At 35.7% G+C, this 17,601-nt stretch carries 16 protein-coding genes; all 16 read right to left on the bottom strand.

Annotated elements, in window-relative coordinates:
* Window positions 1-23: 23 nt before the first annotated feature.
* The 16 genes from FC45_RS00615 to rimP all read right to left on the bottom strand — a co-directional run bounded on the left by FC45_RS00615 (window position 24) and on the right by rimP (window position 17,588).
* Window positions 24-551, bottom strand: a complete 528-nt coding sequence (locus FC45_RS00615) for an adenine phosphoribosyltransferase (protein WP_006584865.1) — start codon at window positions 549-551, stop codon at window positions 24-26.
* A 17-nt stretch (window positions 552-568) separates the two neighbouring features.
* Entirely contained in the window at window positions 569-2,830 is a 2,262-nt protein-coding gene (gene recJ, locus FC45_RS00610; RefSeq protein ID WP_006588390.1) for a single-stranded-DNA-specific exonuclease RecJ, read from the bottom strand.
* Window positions 2,830-3,540, bottom strand: a complete 711-nt coding sequence (locus FC45_RS00605) for a class A sortase (protein WP_006584866.1) — start codon at window positions 3,538-3,540, stop codon at window positions 2,830-2,832. Before FC45_RS00605 ends, recJ begins: the two co-directional genes overlap by 1 nt.
* Before the next feature lies 1 nt (window position 3,541).
* Window positions 3,542-5,380 (bottom strand): translation elongation factor 4, encoded by a 1,839-nt coding sequence (gene lepA / locus FC45_RS00600; protein WP_006584867.1) that lies wholly within the window; start codon window positions 5,378-5,380, stop codon window positions 3,542-3,544.
* Between the two features lie 171 nt (window positions 5,381-5,551).
* Window positions 5,552-6,688 carry a molecular chaperone DnaJ gene (dnaJ, locus tag FC45_RS00595; protein WP_006584868.1) on the bottom strand — a complete coding sequence of 379 codons (1,137 nt, stop codon included), beginning with the start codon at window positions 6,686-6,688 and terminating at the stop codon, window positions 5,552-5,554.
* Between the two features lie 72 nt (window positions 6,689-6,760).
* Window positions 6,761-8,611: a molecular chaperone DnaK gene (gene dnaK / locus FC45_RS00590; protein WP_006584869.1), complete on the bottom strand. Its 1,851-nt coding sequence runs from the start codon at window positions 8,609-8,611 to the stop codon at window positions 6,761-6,763.
* Between the two features lie 54 nt (window positions 8,612-8,665).
* Complete coding sequence (gene grpE / locus FC45_RS00585) at window positions 8,666-9,247, bottom strand: nucleotide exchange factor GrpE (protein ID WP_006587897.1); 582 nt, start codon at window positions 9,245-9,247, stop codon at window positions 8,666-8,668.
* Between the two features lie 13 nt (window positions 9,248-9,260).
* On the bottom strand, window positions 9,261-10,304 hold the full coding sequence (hrcA, locus tag FC45_RS00580) for a heat-inducible transcriptional repressor HrcA (RefSeq protein ID WP_006587898.1): 1,044 nt from the start codon (window positions 10,302-10,304) through the stop codon (window positions 9,261-9,263).
* Window positions 10,305-10,423: 119 nt separating this feature from the next.
* Window positions 10,424-11,362, bottom strand: coding sequence for a riboflavin biosynthesis protein RibF (ribF, locus tag FC45_RS00575; RefSeq protein WP_006584870.1), 939 nt, complete (start codon window positions 11,360-11,362; stop codon window positions 10,424-10,426).
* Window positions 11,363-11,380: 18 nt separating this feature from the next.
* Window positions 11,381-12,268 carry a tRNA pseudouridine(55) synthase TruB gene (gene truB, locus FC45_RS00570; protein WP_006584871.1) on the bottom strand — a complete coding sequence of 296 codons (888 nt, stop codon included), beginning with the start codon at window positions 12,266-12,268 and terminating at the stop codon, window positions 11,381-11,383.
* Between the two features lie 36 nt (window positions 12,269-12,304).
* Window positions 12,305-12,661, bottom strand: a complete 357-nt coding sequence (locus tag FC45_RS00565; protein ID WP_006587899.1) for a ribosome-binding factor A — start codon at window positions 12,659-12,661, stop codon at window positions 12,305-12,307.
* A gap of 11 nt (window positions 12,662-12,672) precedes the next feature.
* The gene (gene infB, locus FC45_RS00560; protein ID WP_057706285.1) at window positions 12,673-15,363 is read right to left on the bottom strand and encodes a translation initiation factor IF-2; all 2,691 of its coding nucleotides are present in this window, start codon (window positions 15,361-15,363) and stop codon (window positions 12,673-12,675) included.
* A gap of 4 nt (window positions 15,364-15,367) precedes the next feature.
* Window positions 15,368-15,679 (bottom strand): L7Ae/L30e/S12e/Gadd45 family ribosomal protein, encoded by a 312-nt coding sequence (locus FC45_RS00555; protein WP_006584873.1) that lies wholly within the window; start codon window positions 15,677-15,679, stop codon window positions 15,368-15,370.
* Window positions 15,680-15,976 carry an RNase P modulator RnpM gene (gene rnpM / locus FC45_RS00550; protein WP_075362519.1) on the bottom strand — a complete coding sequence of 99 codons (297 nt, stop codon included), beginning with the start codon at window positions 15,974-15,976 and terminating at the stop codon, window positions 15,680-15,682.
* A gap of 9 nt (window positions 15,977-15,985) precedes the next feature.
* Window positions 15,986-17,092: a transcription termination factor NusA gene (nusA, locus tag FC45_RS00545; RefSeq protein WP_006584876.1), complete on the bottom strand. Its 1,107-nt coding sequence runs from the start codon at window positions 17,090-17,092 to the stop codon at window positions 15,986-15,988.
* A 19-nt stretch (window positions 17,093-17,111) separates the two neighbouring features.
* On the bottom strand, window positions 17,112-17,588 hold the full coding sequence (rimP, locus tag FC45_RS00540) for a ribosome maturation factor RimP (RefSeq protein ID WP_006584877.1): 477 nt from the start codon (window positions 17,586-17,588) through the stop codon (window positions 17,112-17,114).
* Window positions 17,589-17,601 lie beyond the last annotated feature (13 nt).

Here is a 17,601-nt window from a genome sequence, read left to right as displayed (position 1 = left end):
AGTGAGCTTTTTAATAACCAAAATTAAGCGCCATGGTATTGAACAAGTGAAAAGATATCAACATTTGGCAACTTTTCTCTACCCTTTAAATCAGGTAATTCAACATAAAAAGCTGCACCTACTACTTCTCCACCAAGACGTTCAATCAATTCAATAGCAGCATGTAATGTTCCAGCTGTCGCCATCAAGTCATCACAAATAACAACCTTTTGACCTGGCTTAATAGCATCCTTATGCATTTCCAAACTATTTGAACCATATTCCAAATCATATGATGCTCGTTCAACTTCACGAGGCAACTTATGAGGTTTTCTTGCAGGAACAAATCCTACTCCTAATTCAGTAGCAACTGGACAACCCACAATAAACCCACGTGCTTCTGGCCCAACAATTACATCTGCACCACGCTTTTTAGCATATTCTGCTAATTCATGAGTTGCAGCTCTGAAGATTTCACCATCAGACAAGATTGGGGTAATATCCCGAAAAACAATTCCCTTATTAGGGAAATCCTGCACGCTTGCAATATATTTCTTAAAATCAACTGTCATGTTGATAACGACCTCCGTTATTTTAAATGCTGGTTAACATACGCTAGCAATTGACTAGACGGCATGGTTCTCAAACTTGTTACAAATTTTAGCTGAGATTGCGTTCCTAAAAAATAAAGCGAATCTGTTAATTTTTTATGATTAGCTGCCTTATTTGGAACAAGTTCTGCCTTATCCATTTTAACAAACTCTAGCTCTAAAAACACCCTCAAAATAAAGTAAATGCTATCACCATCAAGGCCAAGGTATGGAGCTACGAGGCGATAATCTTCTGGTTTAAGATTAGGATGTGAATAAACATATTTTAAGGTATTAGCAAACTGTGTTCTACTTGGCATCACCCTAATTGGCAATCGATCAAGCATAAAACGCAAATATAATTGTTGGTAATCATTTTTTAAAGCGTAATCTAATTCTTGACGATTGTGTGGTGCATCAAGTAAAGTTACAATTTCACCACTGCCATTATAATTTTTGGCCAAAATGATTTTATCTTGATCAATTCCTAATTGACCAACTGCTTTATTTAAATTATGTTCATCAAATAAAACAAACCGATCAGCAAAACCTAATATGTGTTTTTGATCTCGGAAATCAATTGCCTTGGTCTTTCCCAAAGAAAAACTTGGTACACCAAAATCAATTGCTTTTAGCTGACCTTGTAAAGAAAGCTTTTTTTGCCACATGTTTTTACCAATATTCAAATAAATCGCTGTAACATAGGGCAATAAATTCTGAGTTAAAAAGGCCATATTAAATCCGATTACTTTTAGATTTCCAACATTGAATTTTAGATGACTTTTATCTTTTCCGATTACAAAAAGTGAAGAAATTTCAGGCTCTTTGACACAATATACCGGTTCTGGATTATCTGTTCCAAAAGGTCCAACTTTTTTCATATCATCTAAAATCGATAAATCAATATTATTTACATCTAAATCTAAATCGTAATAATCAACTTCAGTATTTGAACTTGCTTGATAACTATTTTCAAATGCCTTTCTTAAAGGATTAATATTTTCTTCTTTTAGTGATAAACCACAAGCAAAATCATGCCCACCAAAGTTTTCAAATAGGGAATCCTTTAACTTAAATAAGGCATTAAACAAATTAAAGCCAGCATTACTTCTACCTGAACCTTTAACTAAGCCTTCATCATTTTGGGTAAGTAAGATAGTTGGTTTATGAACTTTTTCGACTATTTTATTCGCAACTAAGCCTAATACCCCTTCATGCCAACTAGTATCATACAATACTAGGGTATTTTCGCTATTATATCCAAATTTTTTTATTTGCTCTAAAGCAGACTCATATACTTTTTGAGTCAATTCTTTACGATCATTATTTAATTGTTCAACTTTTTTAGCTAATTTCTGAGCTACTTCCAAATCATCTGCCAAAAGCAAATCAACTGCTAAGCTAGCATTTGCTAACCTTCCAGTTGCATTTAATCTTGGGGCAATTTGAAAACCGATATCTGTTTCATCAATATTTCCAAGTTCAAGTCCAGCTTCTTTAATTAGTGCACGCAAACCAGGCCGTTGAGTATGATTAAGCAGTTCTAGGCCACGCTTAACTATAATATGTCCTTCCCCTGATACTTTTACCATATCACCAATTGTTCCAATCATCGCTAGTTCAATCAGTTCTGGCATAGTATCATCCATTAAAGCACGACAGATTGTATAAGCAACTCCTGCTCCACAATAATCATCAAAAGGATATTTTTGATTTGGATAATTACAATGAACAATTACTTTAGCGTCTGGCATTTGCTCTTGAAAGCTATGGTGATCTGTCACAATAACATCGCAGCCATTTTCCTGAGCATACTTTACTTCTTCAATTCCTGTTACCCCATTATCAACAGTGATAATTAATTTAGTACCATCCGATACTATTTGCTGGTAACGTTTCATATTTGGCCCATAGCCGTCTTTAAATCGATCAGGAATAAAGTAATGAACATCAGCTCCTAAAATGGCCAATGTTTCATACATGATAGTTGTAGCTGTAATACCATCTGCATCATAATCTCCATAAATTGTAATCTTCTCAAAATTATCAATTGCCTTATTAATCCGCTCAACAGCTTCCTGCATCCCATGCATTAAATATGGATCAGCTAAATCTTCTTCAGTACCATTAAGCCAATAATTTAATTTTTCATCTGTATTAATCTCTCGCAAAGAAAATAACTTAGCCGCAAGTGGACTAAGTTGATATTTCTCTTTTAATTCTTCAGATAATTCAGTAGCTTCTCTTTTTTTCCAAGTCATTATTTTAATTTAAATACACTCAAATTCTTTGTTGTTGCTTTTTTCGTATGAATTAATTTTCCGCGCACAGCCCAACGATTTATACCACCGTCTGCACAGGTAATTAAAGTTACAATCTTTTTCTTGGTATTATTAACTAGCCAAACAGCTGTCGGATCAACAACTCTTTTCATATAAATTCTATATACATAGACTTTCTTTAAATCAGTCAAATATACCTTTTGACCTATTTTTGTATCTTCAATTGGTGAAAATAGAACGCCTTTAGCTGTCATATAGTGTCCGGCCAAAGGATAATTTCCTTGCCCCATCACTTGATCTTCCCTCATCGTTCCAGCACCTGTAGACAATGAATCATCACTCAATCCTAACAAGATTGGTAAATACAAATTAACCTTAGGAATGGCAATCGCGCCAATAGCATTTGATGTATTCTTTACACGTGATCGAGTAACTTTAGCAATATCAATATCTTGGACTTTGCTGTAATCAAACATACCTTTTTTCTTCTGGTTAGCAGCCACCTTTTTCTTGGTTAGCCCTTGCAAAGTTGAAGTTTGATTTTGTTTTACAAAGTACTCTTGAATTGGACCATTAAAAACTAAAATAATCCCTACAATAAATAAAATAACTGCTAAAACTCGGAGAAAGACAGTCTTTTTGCTAGCCTTAGTTTTTTTATTTAACTTTTCTTTTTTAACATCTGTCATTTTACTTACCCTTGATGTCATCATCATTCATCTTCAAAACTGCCATGAAAGCATCTTGAGGAACTTCTACTTTTCCAACAGATTTCATCCGTTTTTTTCCACGCTTTTGCTTATCAAGTAATTTTGCACGTCGATCTGGGTCACCAGTATGGATACGTGCTGTAACATCTTTACGATATGGCTTAATAGTGGCACGAGAAATGATCTTAGCCCCGATTGCTCCTTGAATATCAACTTCGAAGTTTTGTCGAGGTATTAACTTCTTAAGCAGTGACGTCATTTGACGAGCACGTGCTTGAGCATCAGATCTATGCGCAATAAAACTTAAGGCATCAATTGGCTCTTTATTAAGTAAGACATCAATTTTTACTGAGTCAGTAGCACGATATCCAATAATCTCATAATCAAGTGATGCATAGCCTTTGGTTGAAGACTTAAGATCATCAAAGAAGTCAAAAATAATTTCAGCTAATGGAATATGATAAATGACATTTACTCGGTACTTATCTAGGTAATCCATTGTTTGAAATTCACCACGTTTTCGCTGACAAAGTTCCATAACAGGACCTACAAAGTCATTAGGTACCATGATTTCTGCCTTAACATAAGGCTCTTGTACTTCCTTATATTCTCCTGCATCGGGCAAATCTGAAGGATTATCAATTATTTTTGTACTTCCATCATTCATAATTGCATGATAGTCAGTAGATGGCGCTGTCATAATTAAATCAAGATTGAATTCTTGTTCCAATCGTTCCTGAACAACATCCATATGAAGCAAGCCTAAGAAACCACATCTAAAGCCAAAGCCTAATGCGGTTGAAGTTTCTGGCTCAAATTCAAGCGCAGCATCGTTTAACTGGAGCTTCTCCAAAGCTTCCTTTAAATCATCATACTTACTATTATCAACTGGATACATCCCACTAAAGACCATTGGTGGAATTTGACGGTAACCTGGTAAAGCTTCTTCAGTTGGATTTTGAGCTGAAGTAATCGTATCACCAACTCGAGTTTCACGAACAGATTTAATATTAGCAGTCAAATAGCCAACGTCTCCTGCAACTAATACATCTTTTTTAACAGGATGCGGATTTGAAACACCCACTTCAGTAACTTCATACTTTTTGTGAGTATTCATAATTTCTATTTCATCGCCTGGTTTGACCATTCCATCTTCAATTCGAACAGCCAAAACAACGCCGCGATAATCATCATATTTTGAGTCAAAAATTAAGGCCTTAAGTGGTGCTTCAAGATTGCCTTGAGGAGCGGGAATATCAGTTACAATTCGCTCAAGTAAATCTGGAATACCTAAGCCTGTCTTCCCAGATACTTCAACGGCATCACTTGCATCAAGACCTAGCATCTCTTCAATTTCCATCTTGGCATTATCGGGATCAGCAGATGGCAAGTCAATCTTATTGATTACAGGTAAAATTTCCAAATCATCATCAATTGCTAGGTAGGTATTGGCTAAAGTCTGAGCTTGTACACCTTGAGAAGCATCAACTACAAGGAGAGCTCCTTCACAAGCAGCTAGAGAACGTGACACTTCATAAGAAAAGTCAACGTGTCCAGGCGTGTCAATTAAGTGAAAAATATAGTCTTCTCCATCTTTTGCATGATATTTAACTTCAACTGAGTTTAACTTAATCGTAATACCCCTTTGACGCTCCAAAGGCATATCATCAAGCATCTGACTCTTAAGTTGACGTTGAGCAACAGTATCTGTTAATTCCAGAATTCTATCAGCAATCGTTGATTTACCATGGTCAATATGGGCAACGATTGAAAAGTTACGAATATGTTTTTGATAATCTTTAAGTTTTTTGAGGTCCATAAAGTTCCATCCTTTTTAGTCTATTCCTATTATAGCAAATGGGCATAAAGGGACAAATAAAAAGCTAAAATCTGACTAATATTTTGTTATATATTAATTCAAGTAAGTCAATGAACAAAATTTATTAATTACATAAAGAAAAAAAGAGCTTTAAAAGCTCTTCTTATCTATTTATCCTAATTTATCTTTCAATCTCTCGAAGAAGTTCTTTTCCTGGGGAGTTATTGAATCTCCCCCAGCCTTAACAAAATCAACCAAAGCTTGTTTTTGCTTGTCATTAATTGACTTAGGAATTACTACTTCAACAGTTGAAATTTGATCTCCCTTACCATCGCCGCGAAGATATGGCACACCTTCACCACGAATCGTAAACTTAGCACCAGGTTGAGTACCAGCTGGGATCTTTAAACTAGTTTCGCCATTAACAGTCTTAATCTTTATTTCATCACCCAAAGTTGCTTGTGCAAATGAGATTGGAACTGTTGTATAAATTGTATTGCCACGGCGAGTAAAGTCTTTACTTGGTCTAATTCTAAAGACAATATATAAATCACCGTAAGGGCCACCATTTTTACCAGCTTCACCTTGACCACTTAAGCGAATTTGTTGGCCATTATCAATACCTGCTGGAATCTTAACTTCTAGTGTTTGCTTCTTATCAGTGTGACCGGCACCATGACAAGTTGCACAAGGATGTTCAATGATAACACCTTTACCATGACACTTATCACATAAAGTTTGTCTCTGAATTACACCCAGCATTGATTGTTGGGTAACTGTCATATAACCTGAACCATGGCACTTATCACAAGTAATAGGATGTGTGCCTTTTTCTGCTCCAGTACCATGACAAACTTCACATGTTTCACTTCTAGTGTAAGTTACGTTAGAAGTCTTACCTTTAATGGCATCCATGAAGTCAATTGTCATTGTATAGTCTAAATCGTCACCCTTAACAGGGGCAGTTGGATCAACATGTCTTTGACTAGCTCCGCCAAAAATATCACTAAAGATATCACCAAAGCCACTAAAGTTGCTAAAATCACCATATTGACCACTACCGGCACCATATCCAGCTTGACCATTTACACCAGCTTGGCCAAATTGATCATATTGTGCCCGCTTTTGTTTGTCGTGCAAAACTTCATATGCTTCATTAACTTCTTTAAATTTTTCTTCCGCATCTGGGGCTTTGTTAATATCTGGGTGATATTTCTTAGATAACTTACGGTAAGCACGTTGAATATCTTGCTCACTAGCATTTTTATCCAAGCCCAGAATATCGTAGTAATCGCGACTTGTCGCCATTTTCTAACGCTCCTTATCATTTGATAAAAGAAAAGGACTAAAATTAGTCCTTAACTTTCCACTATTATAGCATTACTTGTCAGGGTTTACCTTCTTGAAGTCACCATTTACAGTGTCACCGTTATTGCCATCGTTGTTGTCATTGTTACCTGATGGATTTGGTCCAGCTTGACCTGCTTGGCCTTGTGCACCATTAGCTTGATATAACTTAACAGCTAAATCTTGGGCAACCTTAGATAAAGCATCTTTCTTTTCCTTCATTTCATCTAAGTTGTTATCCTTTTGTGCCTTCTTAAGGTCTTCCAAAGCATCCTTAACCTTAGATACTTCATCAGCAGGAACCTTATCGCCAACTTCTTTCAAAGTCTTTTCAGTAGTGAAGATTAATGAATCAACTTCGTTACGTAAGTCAGCTTCTTCTTTCTTCTTCTTGTCTTCATCAGCGTGTTCTTCAGCTTCTTTTTGCATACGCTTGATTTCTTCATCTGATAAACCTGATGAAGACTTAATAGTAATCTTTTGTTCCTTACCAGTACCCATATCCTTAGCAGATACATTTACGATACCGTTCTTATCAATATCGAAGGTAACTTGAATTTGTGGAACACCACGAGGTGCTGCAGGAATGTCAGTTAATTCAAATCTACCCAAAGTCTTGTTATCTGCTGCCATTGGACGTTCACCTTGTAAAACATGAATGTCTACAGCTGGTTGGTTATCAGCAGCAGTTGAGAAGATTTGACTCTTTGAAGTAGGGATAGTAGTGTTTCTATCAATTAACTTAGTGAAGACACCACCCATAGTTTCAATACCAAGTGATAATGGAGTAACGTCAAGTAAAACAACGTCCTTAACATCACCTGAAATAACACCACCTTGAACAGCAGCACCCATAGCAACAGCTTCATCAGGGTTGATTGAGTGGTCAGGTTCTTTACCACTCCACTTCTTAACTGCTTCTTGAACAGCTGGAATACGAGTTGAACCACCGTTTAAGATAACCTTGTCAATGTCGTTAACAGTTAAACCAGCATCCTTTAAAGCATTATCAAATGGAATCTTAGTTCTTTCGACTAAGTCATGAGTTAATTCATCAAACTTAGCACGAGTTAAGTCGGCTTCAAGGTGAAGTGGACCACTTTCGCCAGCTGAAATGAATGGAAGTGAGATGTGGGTTGAACTTACACCTGATAAGTCCTTCTTAGCCTTTTCAGCAGCATCCTTTAATCTTTGAAGTGCCATCTTATCCTTTGATAAGTCAACACCGTTATCTGCCTTAAAGTTTTCAATCAACCAATCCATAATCTTTTGATCGAAGTCATCCCCACCAAGGTGAGTATCACCATTAGTTGAAAGTACTTGGAAGACGCCATCACCTAATTCCAAAACAGAAACGTCGAAAGTACCACCACCAAGGTCGTAAACTAAAATCTTTTCGTCTTCTTCATCTTTATCAAGACCATATGCAAGTGAAGATGCAGTAGGTTCGTTAATAATTCTTTGAACGTTCAAACCAGCAATCTTACCAGCATCTTTAGTTGCTTGACGTTGTGAGTCATTGAAGTAAGCAGGTACAGTAATAACTGCATCCTTAACTTCTTCACCAAGATAATCTTCTGAGAACTTCTTGATGTATTGCAAAATCATTGCAGAAATTTCTTGTGGAGTGTAGCTCTTGTCACCAACTTTAACCTTGTATCCAGCTTCACCCATGTGACGCTTAATAGAAACAATAGTATTAGGGTTAGTGATTGCTTGACGCTTTGCAACTTCACCAACTTGAATTTCTCCATCCTTGAAAGCAACTACAGATGGGGTAGTTCTATTACCTTCAGGGTTAGTAATAATCTTTGGTTCTTTACCTTCCAAAACAGCAACTGCTGAATTAGTAGTACCTAAGTCAATACCAATAACTTTTGACATATCAAAAAGTCCTTTCTTATTTTTATTTCTTTTATCTTTTATAAGCTTAATTAATTATTGAGCAACAATAACCATTGCTGGACGTAATGTCCGATCTTTATATTGATAACCAGCTTGCAAAACTTGAACAACATGATCCTTTTGTTCATCATTTTCTGCAACCGTTGTTTGAACAGCTTGGTGTAAGTTAGGATCGAATTTTACACCCTCTGCTTTAATTTCAGTAATACCATGATCTGCCATTGCTTTAACCATAGCATCTAAGGTCATCTCAACGCCCTTTTTCAATTGCTTAGAGGCTTCATCGTCTACTTTGACACTTAAAGCTCTTTGCAAATTATCAACAGCTGGTAAAATGTCCTTTGCTAATGATTGTGATTCGTACTTAATAAGTTGAGCACGTTCTTTATTGTAGCGATTTTGCATATTTTGAATTTCAGCTTCACTACGTAAATATTTATCTTCAAGCTCAGCTTTTTCAGCCTTTAACTTTTCAATCTCTTTAGCAAAATTTTCTCCAACTTTTTGGGTATCTTTATCAGCCTTAGGTGAAGCTGTTTTTGCTTCTTCATGCTTTACATCTTCTTTAGGCTTTTGATCAAGGTCTTTTTCACTTGGAAATTCTTTTTTACTCAAGACCTTCCCTCCTTTACTGAAATTTTCCGTAATAATCGAGTAGTTTCTTCGCTAATTCCTGTCTAAAATATTCCATTAAGCCAATCATTTGTGAATATGGCATATTCGTAGGTCCTAATAAGGCAATAGTGCCTCGTCCATGACTTCCTACGCTATAACTTGCAGTTAACAAACTATAATTCTTAAGCAAGTCACTTGGTAGTTCTGAACCTAATTTAACTTGAACAGGGAAATGCTCATCATTGCCATCCCCCTCAAAACTTAATAAACTGCTAATCATATCATTTTGGTCAAACATCTCATAGAGCGAGCGAATATCTTGGACATTCCCTGTTGCATTATTCAAAAGATTAATCTGACCATCAACATACATCTGTTCACTTGCAGCATCTTTTAAGACGTCTGATAGTAAACTTAATAAATCATCAGCATTACCACCTAATTGGCGATTTACTAACTCACTAAGCATTTCTGGAGAAACGGCTGATAAACTTTTACCAACTAATTCATCATTAATTAAACGAACAGCCTTTTCTATTTCTTCACCATTAGTAAATCTTGGCAAAGAATATACTTGGCTTTGAACATTTCCATTATTTGTAACCAAGATTGCCATTACTTGCCGATTAGATAAAGGAACTATCCTAAAACCTGTTATTAGAACATGACGGGATTCAGGTCCTTCTGCAAAGGCAGTATAATTTGTCAAATCTGATAAAATTTTAGCTGCTTCTTGCACAATCTCATTCACTTGATGGAATGGACGATCTAACTGACAAACAATCTGATTATAAATAGACTCAGGTAGTTGCAATGGTTCAACTAGATGATCAAGGTAGTAGCGATAACCATCACTTGATGGAATACGACCACTTGAAGAATGGGTTTTCTCAATAAGCCCTTGTTCTTCTAATACCGCCATTTCATTTCTAATGGTCGCACTAGAAACCTTCATTGGCAGTTGACTCATCACAGTTTTGGAGCCTACGGGCTCATGCGTCTGCGTGAAGTCCTTAATGATTGTTTTCAAAATAAGCTCTTGACGTTCGGTTAACATATTCTCGACCTCTTAATTAGCACTCATAACTCTCAGGTGCTAACATGAATAATATACTAATAAATTAGCACTAATGCAAGCTATTTGCTAATTTTTTGCATAAAAAAAGAACTAGTTTTCTAGTTCTTCATATTATCGAAATAATTACGAATTTCTTTTTCGTCTTTAATCAGTTGCTTTTTCAGCTCATCTAAACTGGCAAATTTAATTTCGCCTCTGGTATAGTGATACCACTCGATACTTATCTCTTCATCGTAAATATCTTCATTAAAATCAAATAAATATGATTCTATATAAATTTTTTTGCTAGCTTGAATTGTTACATTATAACCTACACTAGTCATTGAATCATACCACTTACCATGGACTAAAGTCCTTGTAGCATAAACTCCAATTTTAGGTATAACTTTCCGGCCATTCAGAATTAAGTTAATTGTAGGGAAGCCAAGTTTGTGACCATTTCGTAAACCATGTCCTACAATACCTGACATAATATAATGACTTCCCAATAAATTAGTGGCCAATTCTAAGTTTCCATCTCGAATGGCTTGCCGAATTGCTGTTGAACCAATTTTGCTTCCACCACTAGTTTGTTCAGGCAAAATAACAATTTCAAATCTATTTTTAGCAAAGTATGGCAAATTTTCCATATTAGCAATATCTTTAGGCCCATAAGTATAGTCGAATCCTGCAACAACAGTGTCGGCTTTTAATTTTATAATAACTTGATCTACAAATTCTTGAGGACTTAACTTGCTAAAGCCCTCAGTAAATGGAGCAACAGCTAAATAATCTACCCCTAGTTTTTCCATCTTTTTTGCTTTTTCTGAAAGGTTATCCAAATATTCAAAGTCAGTTCTTCCTAAATAAATTTCTTTAGGATGACGATCAAAAGTTAGTACCATTAAGGGCAATTGTTTTTTCTTCGCCACTTCTTGTGCGCGCTTAATTAATTTTTGATGACCAATGTGTACCCCATCAAAAAAGCCTAAAGCTAAAACCACATGGGTATGAGTTAATTCTTTTGTAATAGGATAACTAAGATGAATTATTTCCAAAATTTATTCCTTCTATTACTATTCATTTTGTAAAAGCATTAAATACGGTCTGTATGTATGCGATTTCAATTCATAAATTGCTTTGACTTTTTTATTGTAGCGTAAAGCAACTTTTTTTGCATCATTTCTTAATGAAATCGCATTCCCATTTTTAACTTTTTGCCAAATTCCTTCACTCATATCGATTGTTTCATAATCTGCAAAAAATGAATCAATTGGCAAAATATACTTAACAGCTAATTCAGGATTTTTTTCTAATTCTTCTAATCTTATTGCCTGTTTTAAATCAAAACCTGAACTGCTGGTTCTTTGTAAGTGGGTCATAACTGCTGGATAGCCAAGCTTTTCCCCCAAGTCATTTACTAAACTTCTAACATAGGTTCCTTTTGAACATTCAATATCGAAGCCAAACTCTTCTTGCCCGTCTTGATAAGTAACAGGTTCTATTAGTTGATATTTAAAGATTTCAACACTTCTGACAGGTCTAGTTACTGGAATTCCTTCTCGTGCATATTCATAAAGTCGTTTTCCATTTACTTTTACTGCAGAATAAATTGGCGGGACTTGATCAATTTTTCCTAAAAAACTGTCCATCCCCTCTTGAATCTTGTCAAAAGAGATCTTTTCCGTTACATCTTTTCTCTTTAAAACTTTTCCATCTGTATCATAGCTATCAGTAGAAAAGCCAAACAAACCTCTCCCAGTATATGATTTAGGTCTTTCATGCATTAGTTCGATTAATTTTGTTGCTTGTCCAATCGCAATTGGTAAAACGCCCTCTACTTCTGGATCTAATGTACCGGCGTGGCCAACCTTTCTCGTTTTCAAAATTTTTCTTAATTTATAAACGACATCCCCACTAGTCATTCCCTTACTTTTATTAATTACTAAAATTCCATTTATCATACTTTCACCTACAATAAAAGCGCCCTAAGGCGCTTTTTATCTATCATTTTCTTGCTTTTTTAATTGAGCAATTAATTTATCAATTTTACTACCGTATTGTACCGAAGTATCTCTCTTAAAAATTAATTCAGGCACTTTATAAACAGTTAATTCTTGTCCTAATAAGTGTCGCATTAATCCTTTTGCTTTTTCTAAACCTTCGGCTACTTCTTTTTCTTTATTTCCTTCTTCTGTCAATAAAGAATAATAAACTGTAGCATAAGAGAAATCATTAGTACATTCAACAGCAGTTAAGGTTACGTCACTCAAACGTGGGTCGCGAATCTTTTTTTGCAAAATTTTCGACAATTCACGCAAAATTTCTCCTTCAACCCGACCAATTCTGTGTTTCATGTTAATTCTCCTTACTTAGGCTTAACTTCTTGCATTTCATATGCTTCAAGTTCGTCATCAATCTTAAGGTCATTGTAGTTTTCAATAGTCAAACCACAATCGAAACCTTGTTTAACTTCCTTGACATCATCTTTGAATCTCTTAAGAGAAGCAACTTGGCCATCATAGATGACAACACCATTACGGATAACGCGAATACCGCTGTCTCTATGGATATAACCTGAATCAACAAATGCACCAGCAATTGTACCAACCTTAGAAACTTTCCAAGTTTCACGAATTGTTAAGTTACCAGTTACCTTTTCTTCGTAAGTTGGTTCAAGCATACCCTTCATGGCAGCTTCTACATCGTCAATTGCCTTGTAGATAACGCTGTATGAGCGAATATCAACTTCATCACTTTCAGCTTGTGATTTTGCTGTTGCAGTTGGACGAACATTAAATCCAATAATGAAGGCGTTTGAAGCACTTGCCAAAGTAACATCTGAATCGTTAATTGCACCTACACCGGAGTGAATAATGTTTACTCGTACTCCTTCAACATCAATCTTTTCAAGTGATTGAGAAAGTGCTTCAACTGAACCTTGTACGTCAGCCTTTAATACAATGCCAACTTCCTTCATATTTCCACGCTTCATTGTATCAAACAAGTTATCGAGAGTAACATGTTGTACTTTTTCACGTTGCTTTTGCAAGGCATTTTGGGCACGTTGTTCACCAACTGAACGAGCTGTCTTTTCATCTTCAAAGACCACAAACTTATCAGCTGATTCAGGAACATCATTTAAACCAGTGATTTCAACAGGCATTGATGGTGTAGCTTTTTTAACTCTTCTACCCTTATCGTTAGTCATAACACGGACACGTCCAAATGTATTTCCGACAACAATAGGATCACCAACTTCAAGAGTACCTTGTTGAACTAAAATGTCAGCTACAGGACCACGACCACGTGATAATCTAGCTTCAACAACAGTACCAATTGCCTTTTGATGTGGATCTGCCTTGAGTTCAAGAACATCTGCTTGTAAAAGAATCATTTGTAATAATTCTTCAACATTATCACCTGTTTTGGCAGAAATTTTAACAAAAATTGTGTCGCCACCATAATCTTCAGGAATTAAGTTATACTTCATCAACTGTTCAGTAACGTGGCTTGGGTTAGCACCTGGAGCATCCATCTTGTTAATGGCAACAATAATTGGCACTCCCGCACTTTTGGCATGGTCAATTGCTTCGATAGTCTGTGGCATTACACCGTCATCAGCAGCTACTACCAAAACAACAATATCAGTTACTTCAGCACCACGAGCACGCATATTTGAAAAGGCAGCGTGACCAGGCGTATCAAGGAAAGTAATCAAACGGTCATCAACACGAACTTGGTATGCACCGATTTTTTGAGTAATACCACCAGCTTCATGTTCTGACACATTAGTGTGACGTAATCTATCAAGTAAAGTTGTTTTACCATGGTCAACGTGACCCATAATAGTTACAACTGGTGGTCTACTTTCTTGATGCTTAGATTCTTTAGAAGCTTCAACTTCTTTTTGGTAAAGATTATCAATATCAGAAATATCTTCATGAACTTTTTCTTGTGATTCAATACCATATTCTGCAGCCAAAAGTTCAATAGTATCTTTATCAAGTGATTGATTTTGGTTAGTCATAACACCAAGCATAAAGAGCTTCTTAACGATTTCAGCTGGTTCTCTATGTAAAAGCTTACCTAAATCTTGAGCATTCATACCTTCTTCAAATACAAGAACTTCAGGTAATGGACGCTCTTTGCGCACAGTCTTTGGTTTTCTAACTTCTTCGACGTGATTATTATGCTTGTTTTTACGCTTTCTTCTCTCCATCTTGTCTGAATGTTCATTACGATGTTCAAAGTTATTATTATCACGTCCTTTTCGGCCAGGCTTTCCAGTATTTCTGCCATGTCCGTTGCCATTTCTACGTGAATCAGGTTTTACACTTTCTTCTGGCATTACCGGAATTTGTGGTGTCCGATTCATAGTTGGCTTTCTTTTTGGTTTTGATTTTTGATTTTGGTTTTGCTTATTTTCTTCGGTCTTAGGACGATTTCTAGCAGGAGATGGTTTAAGAATTTTAGGTCCTAATACCTTTTTAGTTTTCTTTTCTTCTGGTTGATTTGTCACTTCGTTTGTATCTTTCTTTTGAGAATTTTGTTTTTCTGTATTTTGATTTGACGTCTTATTCTTTTCTTCATGCCAAATTTTACGTGCCTTTTCAGACTCCTTAGCTAAAGTTCTCTCTTCAGCACGTTGTTTTTGTTGAAGTTCTGCTAATAGGTCTCTAGCTTTATTGACCTTTGTTGGCTTATTATTTTGTTTTTGATCGTTTTCACGACGATTAGAACGACGTTTATTTGAAGAATCATTACCACGCTTTTTAGCTTGATCACTATGTTGGTGCTTAGCATGCTTCTTAGCTTGTGAAGCTGGTCTTCTAATTGAAGAAACAGAAAGCTTAATTTTATTTTCTTTCTTTTCATCATTTTTACTCTTAGCTGGAGTGGAAGGCTTCACCTTATTTTTCAACTCATTCACTTCTGCATCTGAAAGTGATGACATATGGTTTTTAATATTAAAGCCTAATTCTTTAGCCTTATCAACCAAGACCTTATTATCCAAACCTAATTGCTTTGCTATTTCATATATTCTCTGCTTAGCCATCAGATCACACTCCTTCATTTAATTTCTTTTGTATTGCTTTACTGAATCCCAAATCACTAACTGCTAAAACTTTTCTAGTTTTCCCAATTGCTTGAGATATTTCAAGCTCTGAAAACTCATCAATAATTGGCAAGCCTTTCTTTTGGGCTAAAGCTTCGATTTCTTGGCGTGTTGCCTTAGAAAGATCACTAGCTATAATTACCAGCTTAACCTTGCCAGTCTTTATCGATGAGACTACCAAATCTGTGCCAGAAACTATTTTCCCGGCTCTTTGAATTAGTCCTAAAAAATTTATTATCTTTTTACGATTATGCACTTATTTATCACCAAATAATTCTTTTCTTGCCTTTTGATGATCTACATATTCAAAAAGTTCTTGATAAAAACTATCATCAATTTTAGTACCTAAGCTTCGGTCTAAAATTTTACTTTTTTGAGCTTCAGTTATTTTATCAGGTTCTAATGAAACATAGGCTCCACGTCCCGGCTTTTTGCCAGTTGGATCAACTGAAACTTCATTTTCTTTGTTGATAACAATTCTTACCAAATCTTTTTTTGGTTGCATTGTATTCGTCAACAAATCTTTTCTCATTGGGACTTTTCTCTTTTTCAAAAAAATCACCTATTCTTCATTATTTGTTGGATTTTCATCACCAACATTTTCATCGTTTCCATTATCTTCATCAACAAATTCAACTTGTGATTCAGGACGAATATCAATCTTATAACCAGTTAAACGGGCTGCAAGACGGACATTCTGACCCTTCTTACCGATTGCCAAAGATAATTGGTAGTCAGGGACAATAACCAAGGCACTCTTTTCATCTTCATCTTCACCAAATTGAGCTGCAATTACTTCAGCCGGATTAAGAGCATTGGCAATGAAATCAGCTGGATCATCTTCATATTTTACAATATCAATGTTTTCTCCACCTAATTCATTAACGACATTTTGAACACGTGCTCCCTTAGGCCCAACACAAGTACCAACTGGGTCAATATTAGGATCATCTGATTTAACTGCAATTTTAGTTCTATCACCGGCTTCACGAGCTACAGATACGATTTGAACAGTACCATCATACACTTCAGGAACTTCCTGCTCAAACAAACGCTTAACCATATCTGGAGCTGTTCTTGAAACAACAATTTGAGCACCCTTAGTATCATTACCCACTTTTGTTACCAAGACTCTAATCTTATCTTGTGGGTTATATACTTCATTTGGCATTTGGTCGCCACGTGGCATAACAGCCTCAACTTTGTCTATCATCACATAAACAAAACGATTATCATGACGTTCTACAACACCAGTTACAAGTTCATCTTGGTATTGTGAATATTCACTTACAATGTGATTTCTTTCAGCTTCACGAAGACGTTGCATAATTACTTGTTTTGCTGTTTGAGCTGAAATTCTCCCAAAATCTTTTGGAGTTACTTCAAACTTAATTTCATCGCCTACTTCATAAGCTTTATTAATTTCTAAGGCCTCTTTTAAGCTAACTTCTAAGCGAGCATCTTGAACTTCATCAACAACGGTCTTGATAGCCATAACTTTGAAGTTACCTTTTCTTTCGTCAAAGTCAACTTCAACATTTTGGGCTTGATTGTAATTCTTTTTGTATGCTGCTACAAGAGCGGCTTTAATCGCATCAACAATAATTTCTTGCTTAATACCCTTTTCATTTTCTAAAGTGGCAAAAGCTTCTAACATTTCTTTAGTCATAAGTTTTAATCAGCCCTTTCTAAAATTCAATTGCAAATCGAGCATTTGCAATTGCCCCAACAGGGATTTCCAACTCTTTAGTCCGAGTTTTAATCTTGATTTTCAAAGTGATTTTATCATCATCTTTGCTTAATAAAGTGCCGTCAAAAGCCTTTTGTCCATCAATCTTTTGATAGCAAGCTACGTGGATATACTTATTCACTGCTTTTTCCCAATCACGTTCATTTTTAATTGGTCTCTCCAAACCTGGTGAAGACAACTCCAACATGTAAGGTTCAGTGAAAGGATCAGGATTTAACTTATCTAGTTCTTCAGAAACCATTTCACTTAAAGCGGCAATTTCTTCAATATCAATTCCACTTTCTCCACGATCAACATAAATACGTAAATAATATTGATTTTGTTCCTTCACGTATTCAACATCAACTAATTCGTCCCCACGCTTCTCAGCTATGGGGCTAACTAAATTCGTTACAAGATCAACGATTTTTGTCAAAAAATCTTCCTCC

It is taken from the genome of Lactobacillus jensenii DSM 20557, assembly GCF_001436455.1.
Taxonomy (GTDB): domain Bacteria; phylum Bacillota; class Bacilli; order Lactobacillales; family Lactobacillaceae; genus Lactobacillus; species Lactobacillus jensenii.
The sequence above is the reverse complement of the archived record's forward strand: the minus strand, read 5'-3'. Positions and strand labels throughout refer to the sequence as shown.

Coding starts and splice junctions, on each gene's coding strand:
- FC45_RS00615 (WP_006584865.1), bottom strand. CDS start 551: ATGACAGTTGATTTTAAGAAATATATTGCAAGCGTGCAGGATTTCCCT.
- recJ (WP_006588390.1), bottom strand. CDS start 2,830: ATGACTTGGAAAAAAAGAGAAGCTACTGAATTATCTGAAGAATTAAAA.
- FC45_RS00605 (WP_006584866.1), bottom strand. CDS start 3,540: ATGACAGATGTTAAAAAAGAAAAGTTAAATAAAAAAACTAAGGCTAGC.
- lepA (WP_006584867.1), bottom strand. CDS start 5,380: ATGGACCTCAAAAAACTTAAAGATTATCAAAAACATATTCGTAACTTT.
- dnaJ (WP_006584868.1), bottom strand. CDS start 6,688: ATGGCGACAAGTCGCGATTACTACGATATTCTGGGCTTGGATAAAAAT.
- dnaK (WP_006584869.1), bottom strand. CDS start 8,611: ATGTCAAAAGTTATTGGTATTGACTTAGGTACTACTAATTCAGCAGTT.
- hrcA (WP_006587898.1), bottom strand. CDS start 10,304: ATGTTAACCGAACGTCAAGAGCTTATTTTGAAAACAATCATTAAGGAC.
- truB (WP_006584871.1), bottom strand. CDS start 12,268: ATGATAAATGGAATTTTAGTAATTAATAAAAGTAAGGGAATGACTAGT.
- FC45_RS00565 (WP_006587899.1), bottom strand. CDS start 12,661: ATGAAACACAGAATTGGTCGGGTTGAAGGAGAAATTTTGCGTGAATTG.
- infB (WP_057706285.1), bottom strand. CDS start 15,363: ATGGCTAAGCAGAGAATATATGAAATAGCAAAGCAATTAGGTTTGGAT.
- nusA (WP_006584876.1), bottom strand. CDS start 17,092: ATGACTAAAGAAATGTTAGAAGCTTTTGCCACTTTAGAAAATGAAAAG.